Source organism: Streptomyces sp. cg36, assembly GCF_041080675.1.
Taxonomy (GTDB): Bacteria; Actinomycetota; Actinomycetes; order Streptomycetales; family Streptomycetaceae; genus Streptomyces.
The window spans coordinates 2,224,598-2,246,496 of record NZ_CP163520.1 but is presented as its reverse complement, the minus strand read 5'-3'; the positions used below and the strand labels follow the sequence as shown (position 1 = coordinate 2,246,496).

Below are 21,899 nucleotides of genomic sequence, written 5' to 3'. Positions count from 1 at the left end.
CGGTGCCGGACCCGTGACCGGGGCCCGGACCGGGATGGGGGCCGGGGCCGTCGCCGGCCGGCAGCGGTCGACAGGTTGTCGGCCCTGCGGGGTGCGGCTGTACGCAGCGTCCATTGCCCCGTACACCGGCGCCCCGGCATCCTTCCGGGGTGCGAGCGACCCCCTTGAACCCCCTCTCCCGCCGCCACCTGCTGCGCGCGCTCGGCGGCGGCGCCGCCGCTGCCGCGCTGGCGGGCTGCGGAGTGCCCGCGGCCTACGTCGCCCCCGGTGAGCGCGGTGCGCCCGACCACTCGGCCACCGACCGCCGGCTCACCTTCGCCAACTGGCCGCTCTACATCGACACCGACGAGCACGACAAGTCGAAGCGGCCCACCCTGGCGGCGTTCACCAAGAGCACCGGGATCTCCGTGGACTACACCGAGGAGATCAACGACAACGACGAGTTCTTCGGGAAGATCAGCCCGGCCCTGATGAACCATCAGGCCACCGGCCGGGACATCGTCGTCATCAGCGACTGGATGGCGGCCCGGTTCGTCCGGCTCGGCTGGGTGCAGGAGATGGACCGCGCCCACCAGCCGAACGTGGCCAAGTACCTGGACCCGCAGCTCACTTCGCCCGCCTTCGACAAGGGGCGGCTGCACAGCGTGCCCTGGCAGTCCGGGATCACCGGCATCGCGTACAACCGCAAGAAGCTCGGCCGCGAGATCAAGCACACCAGCGACCTGTGGGACCCGCGCCTCGCGGGCAAGGTGACGCTGCTGTCCGGGCTCGACGAGTCGTTCTCGCTGCTGATGCAGGGCAACGGCGTCGACGTGACGCGCTGGACCGCCGACGACTTCCACCGCATGTGCGACCAGATCGAGAAGCAGGTGCGCAAGAAGCAGATCCGCCGCTTCACCGGCAACGACTACATCAAGGACCTCTCCACCGGAGACGTGCTGGCCTGCCAGGCGTACTCGGGCGACGTGATCCAGCTCCAGGCCGACAACCCCGACATCGAGTTCGTGGTGCCCGAGGAGGGCGCCGAGCTGTGGGCCGAGTCGATGATGATCCCCAACCTGGCCCGCCACAAGGCCAACGCGGAGGCGCTGATCGACTACTACTACGACCCGCACGTGGCGGCCGAGCTGGCGTTCTGGGTCAACTACGTCTGCCCCGTCCCCGCCGCCCGCGAGATCCTGGCCGCCTCCAAGGACAAGGACAAGGCCGAACTCGCCGAGGACCCCCTGGTCTTCCCCGACGCCGACATGCGCCGCCGCCTCGCCATCGCCCGCGACATCACCTCGGAGGAACGGGTGGGGTTCGCCAAGCGGTGGAACGCGATCGTGGGGCTGTGATCGCGGGGGTGTAGGGGAGAAGGAGGACAGCCGTCAGCTGATGTCTGTCAGTTGTCAGCTGTCAGCCGTCAGCTGGCAATCGTCAGCCGTCAGTCCTTCCCCCGCCTCCCGCACCCTCCGACAGCACCGTCCTCAGTGCGTCCACCCGGTTCGTCGTCACCGAGTCGGCTCCCGTTGCGATCAGGCGGCGCATCGTGCGCTTGGTGTCCGCCGTCCAGACCGACACCAGCATTCCGTCCCGGTGCACCCGGTCGGCCAGTTCCGTACTCAGGAGGCCGAAGCGGTAGTTGAGCCAGCGCGGCTTCACCGCCGCGATCAGCTCCGGGCGCGGCGGGGCCAGGGTCGTCCAGGTCAGGGCGATCTCGGCGGACGGGTCGGCGGCGCGCACCTTCAGCATGGACGCCGGGCCCGCGCAGTAGTACACGCGCCCGCCCGCCCCGCACTCCTGAACCGTGCCCACCACCGCGCGTACCGTCTCCTCGGTCGCGCCCGGCAGGTCGATCATCAACCGGTGGGCGCCCGCCGCCATCAGGGCCGCGCGCAGGGTCGGCACCCCGCCGCGCGTCAGCTCGCGCACGTCCTCGTGGAGGAGCGACGACAGCGGCCGGTCGTGCCCCCACAGCCGCTTCAGCGTCTCGTCGTGGAGCAGCACGGGGACGCCGTCGCGCGTCAGCCGTACGTCGATCTCGACCGCGTCCGCGCCATGCTCCAGGGCCGAGTGGATCGACGCCAGCGTGTTCTCGCGGACGCGGTACGGGTCGCCGCGGTGGGCCACGGCAGTCACGGTACGCATGGGCCCATTGTTCCCGCGGGCTAGCGGGCCAGCCACTGCTCGGTGTACGCGTCGATCTCCCCGGCGAGCCGCGTCTTGCCGGCCGGGTCGAGGAAGGACGCCTCCACCGCGTTCCTGGCGAGGGCCGCCACGCCGCGCTCGTCCAGCTCCAGGAGCCGGGCGGCCACCGCGTACTCGTTGTTGAGGTCGGTGCCGAACATCGGCGGGTCGTCGCTGTTGACCGTCACCAGCACACCCGCCTGGACCATCTCGCGGATCGGGTGCCGCTCGATGTCGGCGACGACCCGGGTCGCCAGGTTGGAGGTCGGGCAGACCTCCAGGGCAATGCGGTGGTCGGCCAGGTACTTGAGGAGGTCCGGGTCCTGGGTGGCGCTGGTGCCGTGGCCGATGCGCTCGGCGCGCAGGTCGTTGAGCGCGTCCCAGATCGACTGGGGGCCGGTGGACTCGCCCGAGTGCGGCACCGAGCGCAGGCCCGCCGCGATCGCCCGGTCGAAGTACGGCTTGAACTGCGGACGCGGCACACCGATCTCCGGGCCGCCCAGGCCGAAGGAGACCAGGCCCTCGGGGCGGAGGCGGTCGGTGGTGGCCAGCCGGACGGTCTCCGCGGCGGACTCCAGACCGGCCTCGCCGGGGATGTCGAAGCACCAGCGCAGGACCGTGCCCAGCTCCTTCTCGGCCGCCTTGCGGGCGTCCTCGATCGCGTCCATGAAGGCGCGCTCGTCGATGCCGCGGCGGGTGGAGGAGAAGGGGGTGATGGTCAGCTCGGCGTAACGGATGTTCTGCCGGGCCATGTCGCGGGCGACCTCGTAGGTGAGCAGCCGCACGTCCTCGGGGGTGCGGATCAGGTCCACGACCGAGAGGTAGACGTCCACGAAGTGCGCGAAGTCGGTGAACGTGAAGTAGTCCGCGAGGGCCTCGGGATCCGTGGGGACCTTCGAGTCCGGGTGGTGGGCGGCCAGCTCGGCGACGATACGGGGGGAGGCGGAGCCGACGTGGTGCACGTGGAGCTCTGCCTTGGGCAGGCCCGCGATGAACGGGTGCAGGTCGGTCATGGGTTCCTCCGCGGGCTGTCGTCTGCCGTCCGGCGCCTGTCGGCCGCCGTTCGGGGATCATGTTAGGCCGGGAGACCGGGTCCGTGCCGGGGCGGGGTGGCCCCCCGGGCGCCGCGTCCGGCGAGAGCCTTAGCATGTCGGAACCAGGATGGGGAGGCCCATGTCAGACAACCACGATCAGCCGTCTCGGGGGTCCGAGCCCGTGGACCCGTGGGCGCCGCCGGAGCGGAAGGTGCCGCTGGAGAAGCCCTCCGTGCACGATCAGCCGACGGTTGCGGCGATGCCGGGGGCGGAGTCCGCGGAAACGGTTCAGCCCGGTGGGGCGGTTCCGCCGCCGGGCGGGGCGGGGCCGGCCGGGCCGACCGGGCCGACCGGTGCGGGCTTCACCGATGTCGGGGCCGCGGGCACCGGCGGGTGGGGCGGGGCCGTGCCGCCCCCGCCGGCCGCGCCGGGCGGGCCCGCGCCCGGTCAGGCCGCCCCGGGCGGCTACGGGTACCCCGCGTACCCCGGCTACCCGGGTTACGGGTACGGGCACCCCGGCTGGACCGGGATGGGCGCGCCCCTCAACGGGTTCGGCACGACCGCGCTGGTCCTCGGGATCATCTCCGTCGTCCTCTTCTGCCTCTGGGGGCTCGGGATCATCCTCGGGATCCTCGCCCTGATCTTCGGCTTCCTCGGCCGGGGGCGGGCGAAGCGGGGCGAGGCGACGAACGGGGGGCAGGCGCTGGCCGGGATCATCCTCGGGGTGGTGGGGATCGTGGTGAGCGGGGCGTTCCTGGGGCTCATGCTGTGGGCTGTCACGCATGACGACGGGGACGGTGGGTCGTCGTCGGTGGATGATCCGTTCGCGACGATGCTGGTGGTGCGGGGGGAGGGGTCCCCCACCCCGCCCCTTCCCTAAACCCTCCTGGGGTGGGTGGGGGATGAGGCGGAGAGTTTTCTTTCCGGGGGCTCCGCCCCCGGACCCCGAGCGGGGCCTGCGGCCCCTGCACCCCACCCGGGGCTCCGCCCCTGGACCCCGCTGAGCTGTCCGTGGGTCGTGGGGCGCACCCGGGGCTCCGCCCCGGCCCCCAGCGGGGCCTGCGCCCCCTGCACCCCGCTGGGGCTCCGCACCCGAACCCCGCTGGGGCTCCGGCCCCGTTAGGGGCGCGGGGAACTGCGCGATCAGCCCCCACCGGCCCGCAGGTGACCGCCCCCCGTATGCCCCGCACGGGCTTCCGGGCCAGCCCCAACCCCCTAGGGGCGCGGGGAACTGCGCGCCCAGCCCCCACCGGCCCGCAGGGACTTCTGCTTCGGCCTCAACCCCCAGGGGCCCCCACCGGCCCGCAGGTGACCGGCGCCCTAACCCCGCACCTTCTCCCGTGCCTCCATCAACCCGAACCCCAGCAGGTTCAGGCCCCGCCACCGGCTCGGGTCGTTCGCGGCCGGGGTGTCCGCCGCCAGGCCGATGCCCCAGATGCGGTCCAGGGGGCTCGCCTCCACCAGGACCCGGGTGCCGGTGGTGAGGAGGTAGGCGCGCAGGGACTCGTCCTGGGAGAACTTGTGGACGCTGCCCGCGACCACGATCCCGTACCGCTCCCGCTCCCAGACCGTCTCGTCGAAGCCCCGCACCAGCCGCCCCGCCTTCTTCGCCTCGGCGGGGGTGCGGGCGGTGAGGGCGGCCCGTTCGGCCTCGGGGTCGGCGAAGAGGCGGGCCTTGGCGGCCATCATCCAGTGCTCCGCCGTCGCGTACTCCACGCCGTCCACCGTGAACGGCGAGGGCCACCACTGGCTCAAACAGCTCGGTCCGAGCGTCCCGTCACGACGGGGCGCGTGACCCCAGAAGTGCAAGAACTTGATCTGTTCACCATCCTTGACCTGCGCGATCAAATTGTCGATCTTCTCCATACACGCGAGTCTGGCATCCGCCACTGACACTCCGTACGGGTATTTACGGCCTGACCCGACACATGGTCGACAGATTCCGTCGCGTAACCAAAAGGCAACAACGGAATCACTTGTTGGTCAGATGTCGCTCTGTCAGGATCGGCAGTCAAATCGAGCTGGAGCTACGGAGACCGTGAGCGAGATGGGCAACAGCAACAGCAGTCGTTTCCCGGCGCAGGACCGTTTCGAAGGCGGCGCCCAGTACATCGGCGGGCGGGTGCGGCCCGGCACTTCCGGGCGCAAGCAGGACGTCGTCGACCCCGCAACGGGCCGGAGCGCGTACAGCTACGAGCTGGCCGGTACGGCCGACGTGGACGCGGCCGTCGCCGCCGCCAAGGACGCCTTCCCCGGCTGGGCGGGCGCCACCCCCGCCGAACGCTCCGACGCCCTGCACCGCTTCGCCGGGGTGCTGGCCGAGCGCGCCGAGGAGTTCGCCCGCGCCGAGTCCCTGCAGTGCGGCAAGCCGCTCAAGCTCAGCCGGGAGTTCGACGTCCCGGGGACCGTGGACAACACCGCCTTCTTCGCCGGTGCCGCCCGCCATCTGCAGGGCCAGTCGGCCGGGGAGTACTCGGGCGACCACACCTCGTACGTACGCCGTGAGGCCATCGGCGTCGTCGGCTCCATCGCCCCCTGGAACTACCCGCTCCAGATGGCCGCCTGGAAGGTGCTCCCGGCGATCGCGGCGGGCAACACCATCGTGCTCAAGCCCGCCGAGATCACCCCGCTCACCTCGCTCCTGTTCGCCGAGGCCGCCACCGCCGCCGGGATCCCGGACGGGGTCGTCAACATCGTCTCCGGCGCTGGGCGGGACGCCGGTGAGCACCTGGTCGGGCACCCGGACGTCGTCATGACGTCCTTCACCGGGTCCACCGCCGTCGGCAAGCGCGTCGCCGAGATCGCCACCGGCACCGTCAAGCGGCTGCATCTGGAGCTCGGCGGCAAGGCGCCCTTCGTCGTCTTCGACGACGCGGACCTGACCGCCGCCGTCCACGGCGCGGTCGCCGGCGCCCTGATCAACTCGGGCCAGGACTGCACCGCCGCCACGCGCGCGTACGTACAGCGTCCGCTCTACGACGCCTTCGTCGCGGGGGTGGCCGATCTGATGGCGACCGTCCGCGTCGGCGACCCGTTCGACCCGGCCACCGACCTCGGGCCGCTGATCAGCCACGGCCACCGCGACCGGGTCGCCGGCTTCGTCGAGCGGGCCCGCTCCTACGCCCGGATCGTCACCGGCGGCCGGGCGCCGCAGAGCGACGGCGCCTTCTACCCGCCGACGCTGATCGCGGACGCGCCGCAGGACAGCGAGGTCGTCCAGGCCGAGATCTTCGGGCCGGTGCTCGTCGTCCTGCCCTTCGACTCCGACGACGAGGGCATCCGGCTCGCCAACGACACCCCGTACGGACTGGCGGCCTCCGCCTGGAGCCGGGACGTCTACCGTGCGGGACGGGCCACCCGGGAGATCAAGGCCGGGTGCGTCTGGGTCAACGACCACATTCCGATCATCAGCGAGATGCCGCACGGCGGCTACAAGGCGAGTGGCTTCGGAAAGGACATGTCGGCGTATTCCTTCGAGGAATACACACAGGTCAAGCATGTGATGTACGACAACACCGCGGTCGCCGCGAAGGACTGGCACCGCACGATCTTCGGGGACCGGTAAAGCATCCGACCAGCGGCGCCGCCGCGCGGTGGCCGTCCGACCAGCGGTCGCCGCCTCCATCCGAAAGGCACACAGCGCATGGAGCAGTACGAGCCGGACCGCCTGTCCGGGCCCCAGCTGGCCGCCATCGAGCGCACCCTCACCAGCGGCCGGGGCGCCCTGACCCGGCGCTCGCTGATGCGGGCCACCGGGTTCGGCGCGCTCGCGGTCGGCGGGCTGGCCGGGCTGACCGGCTGCGGCATCCCGGCCGCGAAGCGGGAGGGCGGCGAGGCCCCGGCGTCCCACGACCACTCGGCCCAGGAGAAGGTGATCAACTTCTCCAACTGGACCGAGTACATGGACGTCAGCGACGACAAGAAGCACCGGCCGACGCTGGAGGCGTTCACCCGCCGGACCGGCATCCAGGTCAAGTACACCGAGGACATCAACGACAACGTCGAGTTCTTCGGCAAGATCAAGCCGCAGCTGGCGGCCGGTCAGGACATCGGCCGCGACCTGATCGTGCTCACCGACTGGCTGGCCGGGCGGCTCATCCGGCTCGGCTGGGCGCAGAAACTGGACGCGGCCAAGCTGCCGCACGCCTTCGCCAACCTCTCCGCGCCCTTCCGCACCCCCGACTGGGACCCGGGCCGCGCCTACTCCTACCCGTGGACCGGCATCCCGGCCGTCATCGCGTACAACGCCAAGGCGACCGGCGGCAGGACCGTCGACTCGGTGACCCAGCTGCTCGACGACCCCACCCTCAAGGGCCGCGTCGGCTTCCTCACCGAGATGCGCGACACCGTCGGGATGACCCTGCTCGACATGGGCAAGGACCCGGCGAACTTCACCGACGCCGACTACGACGCGGCCATCGGACGGCTCCAGAAGGGCGTCGACAAGAAGCAGATCCGGCGCTTCACCGGCAACGACTACACCGGCGACCTGGACAAGGGCGACCTCGCCGCCTGTGTGGCCTGGGGCGGCGACATCACCCAGCTGCGCTCCGACAACCCGGACATCAAGTACGCGATCCCGGCCGCCGGATACATGCTCTCCAGCGACAACCTGCTGGTCCCCGCGCGGGCCCGGCACCAGGCCAACGCCGAGCGGCTGATCGACTACTACTACGAGCCGCCGGTCGCCGCGAAGCTCGCCGCGTACATCAACTACGTCTGCCCGGTCGACGGCGTGCGCGACGAGCTCACCCGGATCGATCCGAAGCTGGCCGAGAACACGCTGATCCTGCCCGACCGGGCCATGGCCGCCAAGGCGCACTCCTTCCGCTCGCTCAGCAGCGAGGAGGAGACGAAGTACGAGGAGAAGTTCGCCAAGCTCATCGGCGCCTGACCGCGCCCCGGCCCGTGCCCGGGACGCCCGCCCCGCCCGGGGTGCCCGCCCCGCCCCCACACCTCCCCCTCATCCCCTCTCCACCCCTGGGATCGCAACCCATGACTGACGACAAGAACGACGGCGGCGACGTCCGCCTCACCGGGATCAGCAAGACGTACGGCTCCTTCACCGCAGTCCATCCGCTCGAACTGACCGTCCCGCAGGGCTCCTTCTTCGCCCTGCTCGGCGCCTCCGGCTGCGGCAAGACCACCACCCTGCGCATGATCGCCGGACTGGAGGACCCCAGCACCGGGACCGTCTTCCTCGGCGACAAGGACGTCACCGACCTGCCGCCCTACAAGCGGCCGGTGAACACCGTCTTCCAGTCGTACGCCCTCTTCCCGCACCTGAGCGTCTCCGAGAACGTCGCCTTCGGGCTGCGCCGCCGGGGCATCAAGTCGGTGAAGAAGCAGGTCGACGACATGCTGGAGCTCGTCCAGCTCGGCGACTTCGCGGGCCGCAAGCCGCACCAGCTCTCCGGCGGCCAGCAGCAGCGCGTGGCGGTCGCCCGCGCCCTGATCAACCACCCGCAGGTGCTCCTCCTCGACGAGCCGCTCGGCGCCCTCGACCTCAAGCTGCGCCGCCAGATGCAGCTGGAGCTCAAGCGCATCCAGACCGAGGTCGGCATCACCTTCATCCACGTCACCCACGACCAGGAGGAGGCCATGACCATGGCCGACACGGTCGCGGTGATGAACGGCGGCCGGGTCGAGCAGCTCGGCGCCCCCGCCGACCTCTACGAGAACCCGCGGACCACGTTCGTGGCGAACTTCCTGGGCACCTCCAACCTCATCGAGGCCGAGGTCGTCGAGAAGAGCGGCGAGGACGTCCGGGTCACCGCGGGCGGCGTCAAGCTGCGGCTGCCCGGCGGGCGATGTCCGGCCCCGCCGCCGGCGGCGGGAAGATCCTGGTCGGCGTGCGCCCGGAGAAGATCTCCCTCGCCCACCGCGACGACGAGGGCTCGATAGCGGACGGCCGCAACCGCGTCCCCGGCCGCATCGTCGACTCCTCCTTCATCGGCGTCTCCACCCAGTACGTCATCGACTCCCCGGCCGGCCAGGGGCTCGCGGTGTACGAGCAGAACATCGAGCGCGACACCCGGCTGGTGCCGGGCGCCGAGGTCGTCCTGCACTGGAACCCGGCGCACACCTTCGGCCTCGACGCGGCGCAGGCGATCGACGCGGGCGTGGAGAAGGTCGAGGACGCCGCGTGAGCGCCCTGACCGAGGCGCCCCCGGCCGCCGACCTCCCCGTGCACAAGGTGCCCGTGCGCAAGCGGCTGGTGCCCTACTGGCTGCTGCTGCCCGGCATCCTGTGGCTGGTCGTCTTCTTCGCGCTGCCGATGGTCTACCAGGCGTCGACCTCGGTGCAGACCGGCTCCCTGGAGAAGGGCTTCCAGGTCACCTGGCACTTCCAGACGTACTGGGACGCCTTCAAGGAGTACTACCCGCAGTTCGTGCGCTCGCTGCTGTACGCGGGCACCGCGACCCTGCTGTGCCTGCTGCTCGGCTATCCGCTGGCGTATCTGATCGCCTTCAAGGCGGGCCGCTGGCGCAATGTGATCCTGGTGCTGGTCATCGCGCCGTTCTTCACCAGCTTCCTGATCCGCACCCTCGCCTGGAAGACGATCCTGGCGGACGGCGGGCCGGTGGTGCACGCGCTCAACTCGCTGCACGTGCTCGACGTGACGAGCTGGCTGGGCTGGACCGAGGGCAACCGGGTGCTGGCCACGCCGATGGCCGTGGTCTGCGGCCTCACCTACAACTTCCTGCCGTTCATGATCCTGCCGCTCTACACCTCGCTGGAGCGGATCGACCCGCGGCTGCACGAGGCCGCCGGCGACCTGTACGCGACCCCCGCGACCACCTTCCGCAAGGTGACCTTCCCGCTCTCCATGCCGGGTGTCGTCTCGGGCACGCTGCTCACCTTCATCCCGGCCAGCGGTGACTACGTCAACGCCGAACTGCTCGGCTCCACCGACCAGAAGATGGTCGGCAACGTCATCCAGTCGCAGTTCCTGCGGGTCCTCGACTATCCGACGGCCGCCGCCCTCTCCTTCATCCTGATGGCGATCGTGCTGGTCATGGTCACCGTCTACATCCGCCGAGCCGGGACGGAGGACCTGGTCTGATGCGCTGGCTCCGACGCAACGTCATCGTGATCGCGGGGCTCGCGACCCTCGCGTACCTGATCCTGCCCAACGTCGTGGTGATGGTGTTCTCGTTCAACAAGCCGAACGGGCGCTTCAACTACTCCTGGCAGCGGTTCTCCACCGACGCCTGGAAGGACCCGTGCGGGGTCGCCGACATGTGCGGCTCGCTCTCGCTCTCGCTCCAGATCGCCGCCTGGGCGACGGTCGGCGCGACCGTCCTCGGCACGATGATCGCCTTCGCGCTGGTGCGCTACCGGTTCCGGGCGCGCGGCGCGATCAACTCGCTGATCTTCCTGCCGATGGCGATGCCCGAGGTCGTCATGGCCGCCTCGCTGCTGACCCTCTTCCTCAACCTGGGCGCGCAGCTGGGCTTCTGGACCATCCTCATCGCCCACATCATGTTCTGCCTCAGCTTCGTGGTGACGGCCGTCAAGGCGCGGGTGATGTCGATGGACCCGAGGCTCGAAGAGGCGGCGCGCGATCTGTACGCGGGACCGGTCCAGACGTTCGTGCGGGTCACCCTGCCGATCGCGGCCCCCGGAATCGTCGCGGGCGCGCTGCTCGCCTTCGCGCTCTCCTTCGACGACTTCATCATCACCAACTTCAACGCGGGCTCCACCGTGACGTTCCCCATGTTCGTCTGGGGATCCGCGCAGCGGGGCACGCCCGTTCAGATCAATGTCATCGGTACGGCGATGTTCGCCATCGCCGTGGTGGTGGTAGTGGCCGGCCAGCTCATCGCGAACCGGCGCAGCAACAGTGCAAAAGCCTGAGCATTAACGACCGAACCCTTCGAGGGAGTTGGAAGTCATGGCCGTCACCCGAGCCATGCGCAGTGCGGCAGCCCATTCACTGACGGACGCCCAGCCCGTCCCCTTCTGGCTGGAGGACCCGGGCAGGCCCGGCGCCCACCCCGCGCTCGCGGGCGACGAGAGGTGCGATCTGCTCGTCGTCGGCGGCGGATACAGCGGACTGTGGACCGCGCTCCTGGCCAAGGAGCGCGATCCCGGCCGCGATGTGGTCCTCATCGAGGGCAAGGAGGCCGGCTGGGCTGCCTCGGGCCGCAACGGCGGCTTCTGCGCCGCCTCCCTCACCCACGGCCTGGGCAACGGTCTGGCCCGCTGGCCGGACGAGCTGCCCCGGCTTGAGCGGCTCGGCACGGAGAACCTCGACGCCATCGAGGCGGCCGTCGCCCGCTACGGGCTGGACTGCGACTTCGAGCGCACCGGCGAGATCGACGTGGCCACCGAGCCGCACCAGCTCGACGAGCTGCACGAGATGTACGAGGAGGCGACCGCGCTCGGCCTGGACGGCCTCGACCTGCTCGACCAGGACGCCATGCGGGCCGAGGTGGACTCCCCGACCTTCCTCGGCGGCCTCTGGGACCGGCGCGGAGTGGCGATGCTGCACCCCGCCAAGCTCGCCTGGGGCCTCAAGCGCGCCTGTCTGGAAGTCGGCGTACGGATCTACGAACACACCCCCGGCCTCGATCTGGTCTCGGCCGGTCCCGGCATGGTGGTGCGCACCCCGTACGGGCGGATCCGGGCCCGCCGGGTGGCGCTCGGCACCAATGTGTTCCCGTCCCTGGTCAGGCGGGTGCGCGCGTACACCGTCCCGGTGTACGACTACGCGCTGATGACCGAGCCGCTCGACGCCGCCCAGCTGGCCTCGGTGGGCTGGAAGAACCGGCCGGGCCTCGGCGACTCGGCCAACCAGTTCCACTACTTCCGGATCACCGCGGACAACCGCATCCTGTGGGGCGGCTACGACGCGATCTACAAGTACGGCGGGAAGGTGCGGGCCGAGTACGACGACCGCCCGGCCACCTACCTCAAGCTCGCCGAGCACTTCTTCCACTGCTTCCCACAGCTGGAAGGATTGCGTTTCAGCCATGCCTGGGGCGGGGCCATCGACACCTGCTCGCGGTTCTCGGCGTTCTTCGGCACGGCCCACGGCGGCAAGGTCGCCTACGCGGCCGGGTACACCGGTCTCGGCGTGGGGGCGTCCCGCTTCGGCGCGGACGTGATGCTCGACCTGCTGGCGGGGGAGCGCACCGAACGCACCGAGTTGGAGATGGTCCGCAAGAAGCCGCTGCCGTTCCCGCCGGAGCCGGTGGCCTGGGCGGGGATCGGCATCACCAAGTGGGCGCTGGCCCGCGCCGACGCCAACGGCGGGCGGCGCAATCTGTGGCTGAAGGCGATGGACCGGGCCGGTCTCGGTTTCGACAGCTGACCGACGGCGGTACAGGTACCGGTACTCGTCTGTGCACCCGTACCGGTACCCGTACCCGCCGGGAGACGGCACCGGCGCCGGGTCCGCCCGGTGCCGGTATGCCGATCATTTTTGCTCCGGCCTCGCGCCGGGGGCGCACAACCGGCGATCATGGTGTGACCCGCTTCACTACCGACAAGTAGCGAAACCCGCGTCATAGCCGCCCGCCACCCCGCTCTCGATCCGTGAACGCACATGGCGACTCACGGAAGGAAGACCGGGTGATGAACGGCTCGGGTGCGAAAACAGCGGTGGAATGGCTGGCGTCGGTGGCGCCCGATCCCGATGCGTGCCGGTGGGAGTGGGAGCGCAACCCCCTCGGGGTGGCTCTCCTCCCGGCCGGCCGGCGCTGGGACGTGCTGATCCTGCCGGGCGAGCTGGGGCACCCCACGCTCGATGTGCTGCTGCGGCTGGTGGAAAGGCCGGGGCCCGTGCTCGCCGACTTCGGCGACGCGCGCCTCGGCTTTTTCGTGCCCCCCGGCACGGCCGCGCGCTGGCTCGGCACCGGGGTGCGGGGGGCGGGCCAGGGCACCTGGATCGTGGTGCCCTACCCCGGGCGGATCAGCGGCGGGGTGCGCTGGCTGGTGCCGCCCGACGGCTCCGGCACCCTGACCGATCCGGCGCTCCTCGAACTGGCGATGCACGAGGCGGCGGCCCGGCTCGCGGGGGAGGAGCGGGACTGACGGCCCGCACCGGCGGTGCTGCCAGAGGTCTTGACAACCTGATTGGTCTGGACCACATTGTGGCGGGCTCGGCCTCGCCATCCCCCCATGCGCCGGAGGACGTTGTGGACCGCACCAGACGCTTTTCCCGACCGCCCGGACCCCTCTCCCCACCCCCCAGACTCCTCGCCGCGCTCATAGCCGGCGTGGTCGCGGCGGGCGGGCTGGTCGCGTCCGCGCAGACCGCGCACGCCGCCGACACCGAACTCGCCCGCAACGGCGGCTTCGAGGCCGGCCTCGACGGCTGGAGCTGTACGGCGGGCAGCGGCACGGCGGTCTCCTCGCCCGTGCACGGCGGCGCCAAGGCGCTCCAGGCCACCCCGGCCGGCGGCGACAACGCCCAGTGCGCCCAGAGCGTCACGGTCCAGCCCAACTCCACGTACACCCTCAGCTCCTGGGTGCGCGGCAGCTACGTCTACCTCGGCGCGTCCGGCACCGGCACCACCGACGTCAGCACCTGGACCCAGTCCGCCCCGTCCTGGCAGCAGCTGACCACCACGTTCAAGACCGGCGCGAGCACCACCTCGGTGACCATCTACACCCACGGCTGGTACGGCACCGGCGCCTACTACGCCGACGACGTGAGCCTGCTCGGCCCCGGCGGCGACCCGGTGCAGCTCCCGGCCGTCCCCACCGGCCTGACCGCGGGCTCCGCCACCTCCTCCAGCATCACCCTGAACTGGGCCGCCTCCTCGGGCGCCACCGGCTACCGCGTCTACCAGGGCGGCACCCAGGTCGCCACCACCAGCGGGACCTCGGCCACGGTGACGGGGCTGGCCGCCTCCACCGCGTACACCTTCCAGGTCAGCGCCACCAACACGGCCGGGGAGTCCGCCAAGTCGGCCGCCGTCACCGCCTCCACCACCAGCGGCGGCGGCAACCCGGGCGGCGGCGGGCTGCCCGCCCACGCGCTGGTCGGCTATCTGCACGCCAGCTTCGCCAACGGCTCCGGCTACACGCGGATGGCCGACGTGCCCGACTCCTGGGACGTCATCGACCTGGCCTTCGGCGAGCCGACCTCGGTGACCTCCGGCGACATCCGCTTCACCCCGTGCCCGGTGAGCGAGTGCCCCGGGGTGGAGTCGACGGCCGACTTCAAGGCCGCCATCAAGGCCAAACAGGCCGCGGGCAAGAAGGTCCTGATCTCCATCGGCGGCCAGAACGGGCAGGTCCAGCTCACCACCACGGCGGCCCGCGACACCTTCGTCGCCTCCGTCTCGAAGATCATCGACGAGTACGGACTCGACGGCCTGGACGTCGACTTCGAGGGCCACTCGCTCTCGCTGAACACCGGCGACACGGACTTCCGCAACCCGACCACCCCGGTCGTGGTCAACCTGATCAGCGCGCTCAAGACGCTCAAGGCCAAGTACGGCGCGAAGTTCGTGCTGACGATGGCCCCGGAGACCTTCTTCGTCCAGATGGGGTACCAGTACTACGGCTCGGGCCCCTGGGGCGGCCAGGACCCGCGCTGCGGCGCCTACCTCCCGGTGATCCACGCCCTGCGCGACGACCTGACGCTGCTGCACGTCCAGGACTACAACTCCGGCTCCATCATGGGCCTGGACAACCAGTACCACTCGATGGGCGGCGCGGACTTCCACATCGCCATGACCGACATGCTGCTCACCGGCTTCCCGGTGGCGGGCGACAGCAGCCGGATGTTCCCGGCGCTCCGGCCCGACCAGGTCGCCATCGGCCTGCCGGCCTCCACCAACGCGGGCAACGGCTACACCGCGCCCGCCGAGGTCACCAAGGCGCTGAACTGCCTCACCAAGAACGCCGACTGCGGCTCGTACCGGACCCACGGGAGCTGGCCGGGGCTGCGCGGTCTGATGACCTGGTCCGTCAACTGGGACCGGTTCAACGGCGGGGAGTTCGCGCGGAACTTCGACGCATACCCGTGGAGCTGAGCACCAGCAGCACCCCGCACAGGCAGCCGCTCGCCAGCACGTCCAGGGGCCAGTGGTAGCCGTGCAGCACCAGACCGATGCCCGTCGCCGCGGTGAGGACGCCCGCGGCGGCGGGCATCAACCAGCTCCGGCGCGGGGCGGTCCACCGGGCGAGCAGCAGGGCCGCGCCGCCGTACGCCACCATCGCGGTGGCGGTGTGGCCGGACGGGTAGTAGCCGGTGGCGGAGGTGAGCGGGCCCGCGCGGTCGGTCCACATCTTCAGCGGGACGACTAGCGCCGGGACCGCGGCCATGGTGAGCGCCGTGATCAGCGCGTCGAGCCGGGCGCCGCGCCACACCGCGTACCCCAGCGCGAGCGCCAGCACCGGCAGGGCGACGGGCATGGAACCCAGGTCGGCCAGCACCTCGGCCAGGCCCTGGGGGCCGCGGCCCGCGAGATGGCGGTCGACGCGCTCGTCCAGGCGGCGCAGCGGCCCGTCGGCGACGACCTGCCAGGTGATGAGGGCGAAGAGGACCGCGAGGGCGGCACAGAGGAAAGCCGGCCACCCCGGAACAGGGGGGGAGGTTCCGGGGTGGCCGCCTGGACCGGTGGACCGTGCGCCCCGGGGGGTGTGGGGCGGACGGCCGTCCGATCGGTGAGGAGTTCCGGAGCCGAAGGCTCCAGCGGTGCGCGCCAGGGCACGCCCAGAACGAGGCTGGAGATGCGCCGCCCTGGAGCCGCCCGCAGTCCCCTGCGGGCGAGGTGTTTCTCTCATCTGCAGAAACCGTACGGCAGTGAGCGGGGGGACCGACAGCCGCAACGCCATAGCGCCATCGGCCCCCCACACGTTCTTCACAGGCCGGACCCGGCCGGTGATCAGAGCGCGGAGAACGCCTGCTCGATGATGTCGAGACCCTCGTTGAGCAGGTCCTCACCGATGACCAGCGGCGGCAGGAAGCGCAGCACGTTGCCGTAGGTGCCGCAGGTCAGGACCAGCAGACCCTCGGCGTGGCACGCCTTGGCGAGCGCCGCGGCGGCAGCCGCGTGCGGCTCCTTGGTGGCGCGGTCCTGGACCAGCTCGATGGCGATCATGGCGCCGCGGCCACGGATGTCGCCGATGATGTCGAACTTCTCGGCCATGGCGGCCAGGCGGCCCTTCATGACCTCCTCGATGCGCTTGGCCTTGCCGTTGAGGTCGAGCTCCTTCATGGTCTCGATCGCGCCGAGCGCACCCGCGCAGGCCACCGGGTTGCCGCCGTAGGTGCCGCCCAGGCCGCCCGCGTGCGCGGCGTCCATGATCTCGGCGCGGCCCGTCACGGCGGAGAGCGGCAGACCGCCCGCGATGCCCTTGGCGGTGGTGATCAGGTCCGGGACGATGCCCTCGTCCTCACAGGCGAACCACTGGCCGGTGCGGCAGAAGCCGGACTGGATCTCGTCGGCGACGAAGACGATCCCGTTGTCCTTGGCGAACTGCGCGATCGCGGGCAGGAAGCCCTTGGCGGGCTCGATGAAGCCGCCCTCGCCGAGCACCGGCTCGATGATGATCGCGGCGACGTTGTCGGCGCCGATCTGCTTGTTGATCACGTCGATGGCCTGGGCCGAAGCCTCGGCGCCGGCGTTCTCCTGACCGGTCGGCCAGCGGTAGCCGTAGGCGACCGGGACGCGGTAGACCTCGGGCGCGAACGGGCCGAAGCCGTTCTTGTACGGCATGTTCTTGGCGGTCAGCGCCATCGTCAGGTTGGTGCGGCCGTGGTAGCCGTGGTCGAAGACGACGACGGCCTGGCGCTTGGTGTACGCACGGGCGATCTTGACGGCGTTCTCGACGGCCTCGGCGCCCGAGTTGAACAGCGCGGACTTCTTGGCGTGGTCGCCCGGGGTCAGCTCGGCCAGCGCCTCGGCGACCTCGACGTAACCCTCGTACGGGGTGACCATGAAGCAGGTGTGGGTGAAGTCCGCCAGCTGCGCGGAGGCGCGGCGCACGACGGCCTCGGCGGAGGCGCCGACCGAGGTCACGGCGATGCCGGAGCCGAAGTCGATCAGACGGTTGCCGTCGACGTCCTCGATGATGCCGCCGCCCGCGCGCGCGGTGAAGACGGGCAGCGTGGAGCCCACGCCGGCGGCGACCGCGGCGAGCCGGCGGGCCTGCAGCTCCTGCGACTTCGGGCCGGGAATCGCGGTGACGATGCGGCGCTCCTGCGGAATCGCGCTCATGAGGGGCTCCCTGGAAGTGATCGGGGGGTGTTTTCGGACGCTTCTTGGCTTTCTTCGCAGGCTAGGGGGCGACGGACGACGGGGGCATGCGCCGTTGGGGAGTGGTGCGGGCGTGTCGTTGTCCGCGACGGACATAGCGGGGTGCGGACACCGGGTATGGACGAGGGGGGCGGACACGGGGGGCGGGCCGCGCCCGGCCTCCGTGCTGCCGCGGGTGCCCGCCCCGCCGGGCACCGCGCCACGGCCGCGCGCGCCAAAGGGGCGCGGGAACCGCACCGCACCGGGCAACTCCGCTTAGATTTACGCCTGAACTGGTTACGGACCTGGCTGTCAGGGGGCAAGGGGCCGATGGACACCGAAGGCACGCACGACGCACGGGGCACCGAGGCACGGCCGGTGCCGCGCCCGGCCGGGCCACCGCCCGTCCCGGCGCAGCCGCCCGCGCTCCCGCCCCGCCCGGCCGGGCCCCCCGCCGCCCGCCCCGCGCTCGCCGAGTGGCTGCGCACCCCGCGCGCCGCGGCCGAGCCGGGCCTGTGGCGGTACGGGTACCGGCCGCGCCCCGAGGACGGCGCGCCCCGGGTGCCCGACCGGCAGCTGCTCAGCGGCGCCCTGATCGCGCTGCTCGGCGCGGTCCTGGTCTGGTCGCTGTGGCGCAACGGCTACGTGCCGCACCGGATGGTCCCGCTCGAACTGTTCACGCCGTCCGACTGGTGGGGGATCCACCGCAGGCCCCCGGCGGCCCTGACCGCGCTGGCCGTCTACAACAGCCTGGTCGCCGTCGCGGTGATCTACGTCTTCGGCCACTTCGGCAACTGGCGCGAGGTCTTCCGCCGCTACGCCGTCGACCACCCGCAGCCCGCCCGCGCGGTGCGCACCGCCGCCGTCGCCGCGGTCCTGGCCTGGCTGCTGCTGCAGGCCGACGACGTGCTGCCGTTCTACTCGCTGGCCTTCGGCCTGGTGCCGCACTCGTGGATCTTCCACGACGACCCGGTCGCCACCAAGGACGCCACCGACACCCTGACCACCGTCTACCACCTGACGGCCGTCGCCGCCGTGCTGTGGGTGTGCGGCCGGGCGGGCGACTGGCTCGGCCTGCTGCGCGCGCGCGGCGTGCGCACCCCCGGCGCCCGCCCGGCCGGGCCCGCCCCCGGCGCCGAGAGCCCGGCGGACTGGCCCGAGCTGCGCGCCGCCGGACAGCACGCGGCGGCCGACCGGCTCGCCCTGGACGCCGAGAGCGGCCGGATGAACGACGTGGACTGCGCCCGCATCCGGCGCGCCTGGGACTCCGTCCTCGCCGACCCGGCCCGCCTCGCCGCGTTCACGGACGCGGTGCGGCGCGAGGGGGCGGGCGCCTGCGCGCACCCCTCGGGCGACCGCGACCTGCCGGCCCGGGCCGCCACCCACGACCTGCTCACCGCCCAGGTGCGGCTCGGCCGGTTCGTCGAGCGCGAGCACGGTCCGGCCGGACGCCGGGGCGCGGGCGCGGCCGTCGACCCCGCGGCGCTCGGCACCTCGCTGCTGGCGCTCGGCCCCCCCGGCGCGGGCAAGACCCGCCATCTGGTGCGGCCCGTGGTCGAGTCGCTCGCCCTCCAGGCGCTCGCCGGACAGGCCGCCGTGGTCGCGGTGGGCGCGGCGGGCACACCGCTGGGCGCGGACGAGGCGTACGACGTGATCGTGCGGCCCGGCGACCCGCTCTCCGAGTACGACCTCGACCTGTACGGCGGGACCGACGACCCCGACGAGGCCGCCGCCCTGCTCGCCGAGGCGTGCGCCGGGGACCTGCCCGACGCCGACGTCCGGCGGGCCACGACCGCGCTGGCCCAGCTCCTGGGCCCGTACCGGGCGGCGTACGGCACCTTCCCGGCGGTGCCCCGGCTGCGCGAGCTGCTCGACGGCTCCGGCGACGCCCTGGCCACCCTCCGCGCCGACCTGGACCGCGCGGCCCACCCGGCCCTCAGCCGCGAGCTGGACGCCCGGGCCCGCCAGGCCGACGTCCCGGGCGATCCCGGGCTGCTCCTCGCCGACCGGCTCGCCTGTCTGGACCGGCCCGCCTTCGCCGCGTTCTTCGACACCACCGGGCACGGCCGCCCGTTCACGCTGCGCGCCCTGGAACACCCGGTGCGGGTCCGGGTCGACCTGCCCGAGCGGGCCCACCCGGAGGCGGCCCGGCTGCTGAACCGGCTGCTGCTGGCCCAGTTCACCACCAGCGCCCTCGCCCGCCGGGACCGCTCGCTCTTCGCCTGTCTCGTCCTGGACGACGCGGGCCAGGCCGTCACCGCCGGTTCGGTGCGGGGCGTACAGCGGCTGCGGCAGGCCAACGCGGGCGTGGTGCTCGCCCTGCGGGGCCTGGGCGAGGTGCCCGAACGGCTGCACACCTCCCTCCTCGGCGCGGTCGGCTGCCACATGGCGTTCAGCGGGATCACCACCTGGGACGGCCGGCTGCTCTCCCAGCTGTGGGGCACCGAGTGGATCGAGACCACCGAGGTCGCCAAGCACGCGGTCTTCGCCGACCAGCCGGTCACCCGGGCCCTGCACGCCCTGCGCAAGCTCGCCACGGGCAAGCCGGTCACCCGGGACGCGGTCACCGTCCGCGAGGTCGAGCGGGAGCGCTGGTCCGCGTCCCAGCTCGCCCACCAGCTGCCCGCCGGACACGCCGTCCTCTCGCTCTCCGACACCGCGGGGCAGCACGCCCCGCCGCTCCTGGTGGACCTGCGCGGCTGAGGCGGGGTCGCGGGCGCCCCGCGACCCCGCCGTTCTGGCAGAATCGGGGTGCGCCCTTCATACGGGACGGCGCACTCCGCAGCTCCCCCCGAAGGTCGTCGAAGGTCCCCATGCCGCCCACCCTCGCCTCCCTCGTCCAGCACTCGGCGCTCAAGCTCACCGTGCGCGCGGGCGGGGAGCGGCTGGCCACGCCGGTGCGCTGGGCGCACGTGAGCGAGCTCGCCGACCCCGTCCCGTACCTGGAGGGCGGCGAGCTCCTGCTGACCACCGCGATGACGCTGGACGCCGGGGACCCCGCGACCATGCGCCGCTATGTGCGCAGGCTCATCGGCGCCGGGGTCGTCGGGCTCGGCTTCGGGGTCGGCGTCAACTACGACACCGTGCCGGACGCGCTGCTGGAGGCGGCCCGCGCGGAGGGCTTCCCGCTCCTGGAAGTGCCGCGCCGCACCCCGTTCCTGGCGATCTCCAAGGCCGTCTCGGCGGCCATCGCGGCCGACCAGTACCGGGCGGTGACGGCCGGGTTCGAGGCCCAGCGCGAGCTCACCCGGGCGGCCCTCGCCGAGGGCCCGGGCGAACTGCTGGCCCGGCTCGCCGCCCATGTGGACGGCTGGGCCGCGCTGTACGACACGGCGGGCGCGGTCGTCGCGGTGCGGCCCGAGTGGGCGGGGAAGCGCGCCGCCCGGCTCACCGCCGACGTGGCCCGGCTGCGCGACCGGCCCGCCCCGGCCAGCGCCGTGGTGGGCGGGCGCGAGGACAGCTCCGACGACCGGGTCGAGCTCCAGTCGCTCGGCACCGGGCGCCGGGCGCGCGGGGCGCTCGCGGTCGGCACGGGCGCGCCGCTGGGCACGGCCGAGCGGTACGCGGTGCACTCGGCGGTCGCGCTCCTCACCCTGACCACCGAACGCTCGCGCGCCCTCCAGCAGGCCGAGCAGCGGCTGGGCGCGGCCGTGCTGCGGATGCTGCTCTCCGGGCAGCAGGACCACGCCCGCGCCGTCGCCGGCGATCTGTACGGCGGGCTGCTGGACGCCCCGTTCCGGCTGGTCATCGCCGAACCCGTGGGGGAGTCCGCCGACCCCGGCGTCCTCGCCGAGGCGATGGAGACCGCGGCGGCCCGCGCCGGGGAGGCGGTCCTGGTGGTGCCGGAGGCCGGGCGGCTCGTGGTGCTGGCGGCCGACGGCGGCGAGGCGGTGGCCGCCTGCGCCGCCTTCGAGCCGGAGGAGGGCGGCGAGCTGGTGACCGGCCTCTCGGCCCCGGCCGGGCCGATCGCCGCGGCGGCGGCCTACCGCCAGGCGGAACAGGCGCTCTCGGTGGCCCGGCGGCGCGGGCGCCCCCTGGTGGAGCACGAGGAGCTGGTGGCGGGCTCGCTGGTGCCGCTGCTCGCCGACGACGCGGTACGGGCGTTCGCGGACGGGATGCTGCGGGCGCTGTACGAGCACGACGCGACCGGGCGGGGCGATCTGGTGGCCTCGCTGCGGGCGTGGCTCTCGCGCCACGGCCAGTGGGACGCGGCGGCGGCGGACCTGGGCGTCCACCGGCACACCCTGCGCTACCGGATGCGCCGGGTGGAGGAGATCCTGGGCCGCTCCCTGGACGACCCGGACGTCCGGATGGAGCTGTGGCTGGCGCTGAAGGCGACGGGGACGCCGGAGGCGTGATCCCCGCCCCGCCCCACCCCTTCCCGTGACTCTCCGCGGGGCGCCGTCCGGCCGCGGCCCGCGGTGGGACGCCCGCGCCCCCGACCCGCCAGGGACCCGCCCGCCAAAAGGGTGCGCCCGGGCGGCCCACCACTCCA

16 protein-coding genes and 1 pseudogene are annotated in these 21,899 nt (G+C 72.5%); 12 read left to right on the top strand and 5 right to left on the bottom strand.

The features are described 5' to 3' along the window. Window positions 1–149 precede the first annotated feature (149 nt). Window positions 150–1,337: a spermidine/putrescine ABC transporter substrate-binding protein gene (locus AB5J87_RS09825; protein ID WP_369376003.1), complete on the top strand. Its 1,188-nt coding sequence runs from the start codon at window positions 150–152 to the stop codon at window positions 1,335–1,337. An 82-nt stretch (window positions 1,338–1,419) separates the two neighbouring features. On the opposite strand, the gene AB5J87_RS09820 is transcribed toward AB5J87_RS09825, so the two are convergent. Beyond that, entirely contained in the window at window positions 1,420–2,130 is a 711-nt protein-coding gene (locus tag AB5J87_RS09820) for a glycerophosphodiester phosphodiesterase (protein ID WP_369376002.1), read from the bottom strand. A 20-nt stretch (window positions 2,131–2,150) separates the two neighbouring features. Next, entirely contained in the window at window positions 2,151–3,182 is a 1,032-nt protein-coding gene (locus AB5J87_RS09815) for an adenosine deaminase (RefSeq protein WP_369376001.1), read from the bottom strand. 427 nt (window positions 3,183–3,609) lie between these two features. Between AB5J87_RS09815 and AB5J87_RS09810 the strand changes: the two genes are divergently transcribed. Next, a complete protein-coding gene (locus AB5J87_RS09810; protein ID WP_369376000.1) occupies window positions 3,610–4,083 on the top strand; it encodes a DUF4190 domain-containing protein in 474 nt (157 codons plus the stop codon). Between the two features lie 440 nt (window positions 4,084–4,523). On the opposite strand, the gene AB5J87_RS09805 is transcribed toward AB5J87_RS09810, so the two are convergent. Beyond that, window positions 4,524–5,069 carry an NADAR family protein gene (locus AB5J87_RS09805; protein ID WP_369375999.1) on the bottom strand — a complete coding sequence of 182 codons (546 nt, stop codon included), beginning with the start codon at window positions 5,067–5,069 and terminating at the stop codon, window positions 4,524–4,526. Between the two features lie 181 nt (window positions 5,070–5,250). Between AB5J87_RS09805 and AB5J87_RS09800 the strand changes: the two genes are divergently transcribed. The 8 genes and pseudogenes from AB5J87_RS09800 to AB5J87_RS09765 all read left to right on the top strand — a co-directional run bounded on the left by AB5J87_RS09800 (window position 5,251) and on the right by AB5J87_RS09765 (window position 15,196). After that, window positions 5,251–6,768 carry a gamma-aminobutyraldehyde dehydrogenase gene (locus tag AB5J87_RS09800; protein WP_369383447.1) on the top strand — a complete coding sequence of 506 codons (1,518 nt, stop codon included), beginning with the start codon at window positions 5,251–5,253 and terminating at the stop codon, window positions 6,766–6,768. A 78-nt stretch (window positions 6,769–6,846) separates the two neighbouring features. Then, entirely contained in the window at window positions 6,847–8,097 is a 1,251-nt protein-coding gene (locus AB5J87_RS09795) for a PotD/PotF family extracellular solute-binding protein (protein WP_369375998.1), read from the top strand. A 101-nt stretch (window positions 8,098–8,198) separates the two neighbouring features. Continuing rightward, a pseudogene (locus AB5J87_RS09790) lies at window positions 8,199–9,352 on the top strand (ABC transporter ATP-binding protein). Next, the gene (locus tag AB5J87_RS09785) at window positions 9,349–10,269 is read left to right on the top strand and encodes an ABC transporter permease (protein WP_369375997.1); all 921 of its coding nucleotides are present in this window, start codon (window positions 9,349–9,351) and stop codon (window positions 10,267–10,269) included. The pseudogene AB5J87_RS09790 and the gene AB5J87_RS09785 overlap by 4 nt, the downstream one beginning before the upstream one ends. Beyond that, the gene (locus tag AB5J87_RS09780) at window positions 10,269–11,063 is read left to right on the top strand and encodes an ABC transporter permease (RefSeq protein WP_369375996.1); all 795 of its coding nucleotides are present in this window, start codon (window positions 10,269–10,271) and stop codon (window positions 11,061–11,063) included. The genes AB5J87_RS09785 and AB5J87_RS09780 overlap by 1 nt, the downstream gene beginning before the upstream one ends. Window positions 11,064–11,100: 37 nt before the next feature. Next, the gene (locus AB5J87_RS09775) at window positions 11,101–12,522 is read left to right on the top strand and encodes an NAD(P)/FAD-dependent oxidoreductase (RefSeq protein WP_369375995.1); all 1,422 of its coding nucleotides are present in this window, start codon (window positions 11,101–11,103) and stop codon (window positions 12,520–12,522) included. Window positions 12,523–12,785: 263 nt separating this feature from the next. Further along, on the top strand, window positions 12,786–13,244 hold the full coding sequence (locus AB5J87_RS09770) for a hypothetical protein (RefSeq protein ID WP_369375994.1): 459 nt from the start codon (window positions 12,786–12,788) through the stop codon (window positions 13,242–13,244). A 104-nt stretch (window positions 13,245–13,348) separates the two neighbouring features. After that, window positions 13,349–15,196 (top strand): chitinase, encoded by a 1,848-nt coding sequence (locus tag AB5J87_RS09765; protein WP_369375993.1) that lies wholly within the window; start codon window positions 13,349–13,351, stop codon window positions 15,194–15,196. Here AB5J87_RS09765 and AB5J87_RS09760 read toward each other — a convergent pair. Together AB5J87_RS09760 and gabT are read right to left on the bottom strand one after the other, a co-directional pair. Continuing rightward, window positions 15,147–15,950, bottom strand: a complete 804-nt coding sequence (locus AB5J87_RS09760; RefSeq protein WP_369375992.1) for a phosphatase PAP2 family protein — start codon at window positions 15,948–15,950, stop codon at window positions 15,147–15,149. The genes AB5J87_RS09765 and AB5J87_RS09760 overlap by 50 nt on opposite strands. A 101-nt stretch (window positions 15,951–16,051) precedes the next feature. Then, window positions 16,052–17,386 (bottom strand): 4-aminobutyrate--2-oxoglutarate transaminase, encoded by a 1,335-nt coding sequence (gabT, locus tag AB5J87_RS09755; RefSeq protein ID WP_369375991.1) that lies wholly within the window; start codon window positions 17,384–17,386, stop codon window positions 16,052–16,054. A 348-nt stretch (window positions 17,387–17,734) separates the two neighbouring features. On the opposite strand from gabT, the gene AB5J87_RS09750 reads away from it, so the two are divergent. Then, window positions 17,735–20,107 (top strand): ATP/GTP-binding protein, encoded by a 2,373-nt coding sequence (locus tag AB5J87_RS09750; RefSeq protein ID WP_369375990.1) that lies wholly within the window; start codon window positions 17,735–17,737, stop codon window positions 20,105–20,107. A 110-nt stretch (window positions 20,108–20,217) separates the two neighbouring features. After that, complete coding sequence (locus AB5J87_RS09745; RefSeq protein WP_369375989.1) at window positions 20,218–21,762, top strand: PucR family transcriptional regulator; 1,545 nt, start codon at window positions 20,218–20,220, stop codon at window positions 21,760–21,762. The last annotated feature ends 137 nt before the right edge of the window (window positions 21,763–21,899 follow it).

What these genes read in the sequence shown, in the direction of transcription:
- AB5J87_RS09820 (WP_369376002.1), bottom strand. Translation starts at nt 2,130, where the DNA reads ATGCGTACCGTGACTGCCGTGGCCCACCGCGGCGACCCGTACCGCGTC.
- AB5J87_RS09815 (WP_369376001.1), bottom strand. Translation starts at nt 3,182, where the DNA reads ATGACCGACCTGCACCCGTTCATCGCGGGCCTGCCCAAGGCAGAGCTC.
- AB5J87_RS09805 (WP_369375999.1), bottom strand. Translation starts at nt 5,069, where the DNA reads ATGGAGAAGATCGACAATTTGATCGCGCAGGTCAAGGATGGTGAACAG.
- AB5J87_RS09800 (WP_369383447.1), top strand. Translation starts at nt 5,251, where the DNA reads ATGGGCAACAGCAACAGCAGTCGTTTCCCGGCGCAGGACCGTTTCGAA.
- AB5J87_RS09795 (WP_369375998.1), top strand. Translation starts at nt 6,847, where the DNA reads ATGGAGCAGTACGAGCCGGACCGCCTGTCCGGGCCCCAGCTGGCCGCC.
- AB5J87_RS09780 (WP_369375996.1), top strand. Translation starts at nt 10,269, where the DNA reads ATGCGCTGGCTCCGACGCAACGTCATCGTGATCGCGGGGCTCGCGACC.
- AB5J87_RS09775 (WP_369375995.1), top strand. Translation starts at nt 11,101, where the DNA reads ATGGCCGTCACCCGAGCCATGCGCAGTGCGGCAGCCCATTCACTGACG.
- AB5J87_RS09770 (WP_369375994.1), top strand. Translation starts at nt 12,786, where the DNA reads ATGAACGGCTCGGGTGCGAAAACAGCGGTGGAATGGCTGGCGTCGGTG.
- AB5J87_RS09760 (WP_369375992.1), bottom strand. Translation starts at nt 15,950, where the DNA reads ATGAGAGAAACACCTCGCCCGCAGGGGACTGCGGGCGGCTCCAGGGCG.
- gabT (WP_369375991.1), bottom strand. Translation starts at nt 17,386, where the DNA reads ATGAGCGCGATTCCGCAGGAGCGCCGCATCGTCACCGCGATTCCCGGC.
- AB5J87_RS09750 (WP_369375990.1), top strand. Translation starts at nt 17,735, where the DNA reads ATGGACACCGAAGGCACGCACGACGCACGGGGCACCGAGGCACGGCCG.
- AB5J87_RS09745 (WP_369375989.1), top strand. Translation starts at nt 20,218, where the DNA reads ATGCCGCCCACCCTCGCCTCCCTCGTCCAGCACTCGGCGCTCAAGCTC.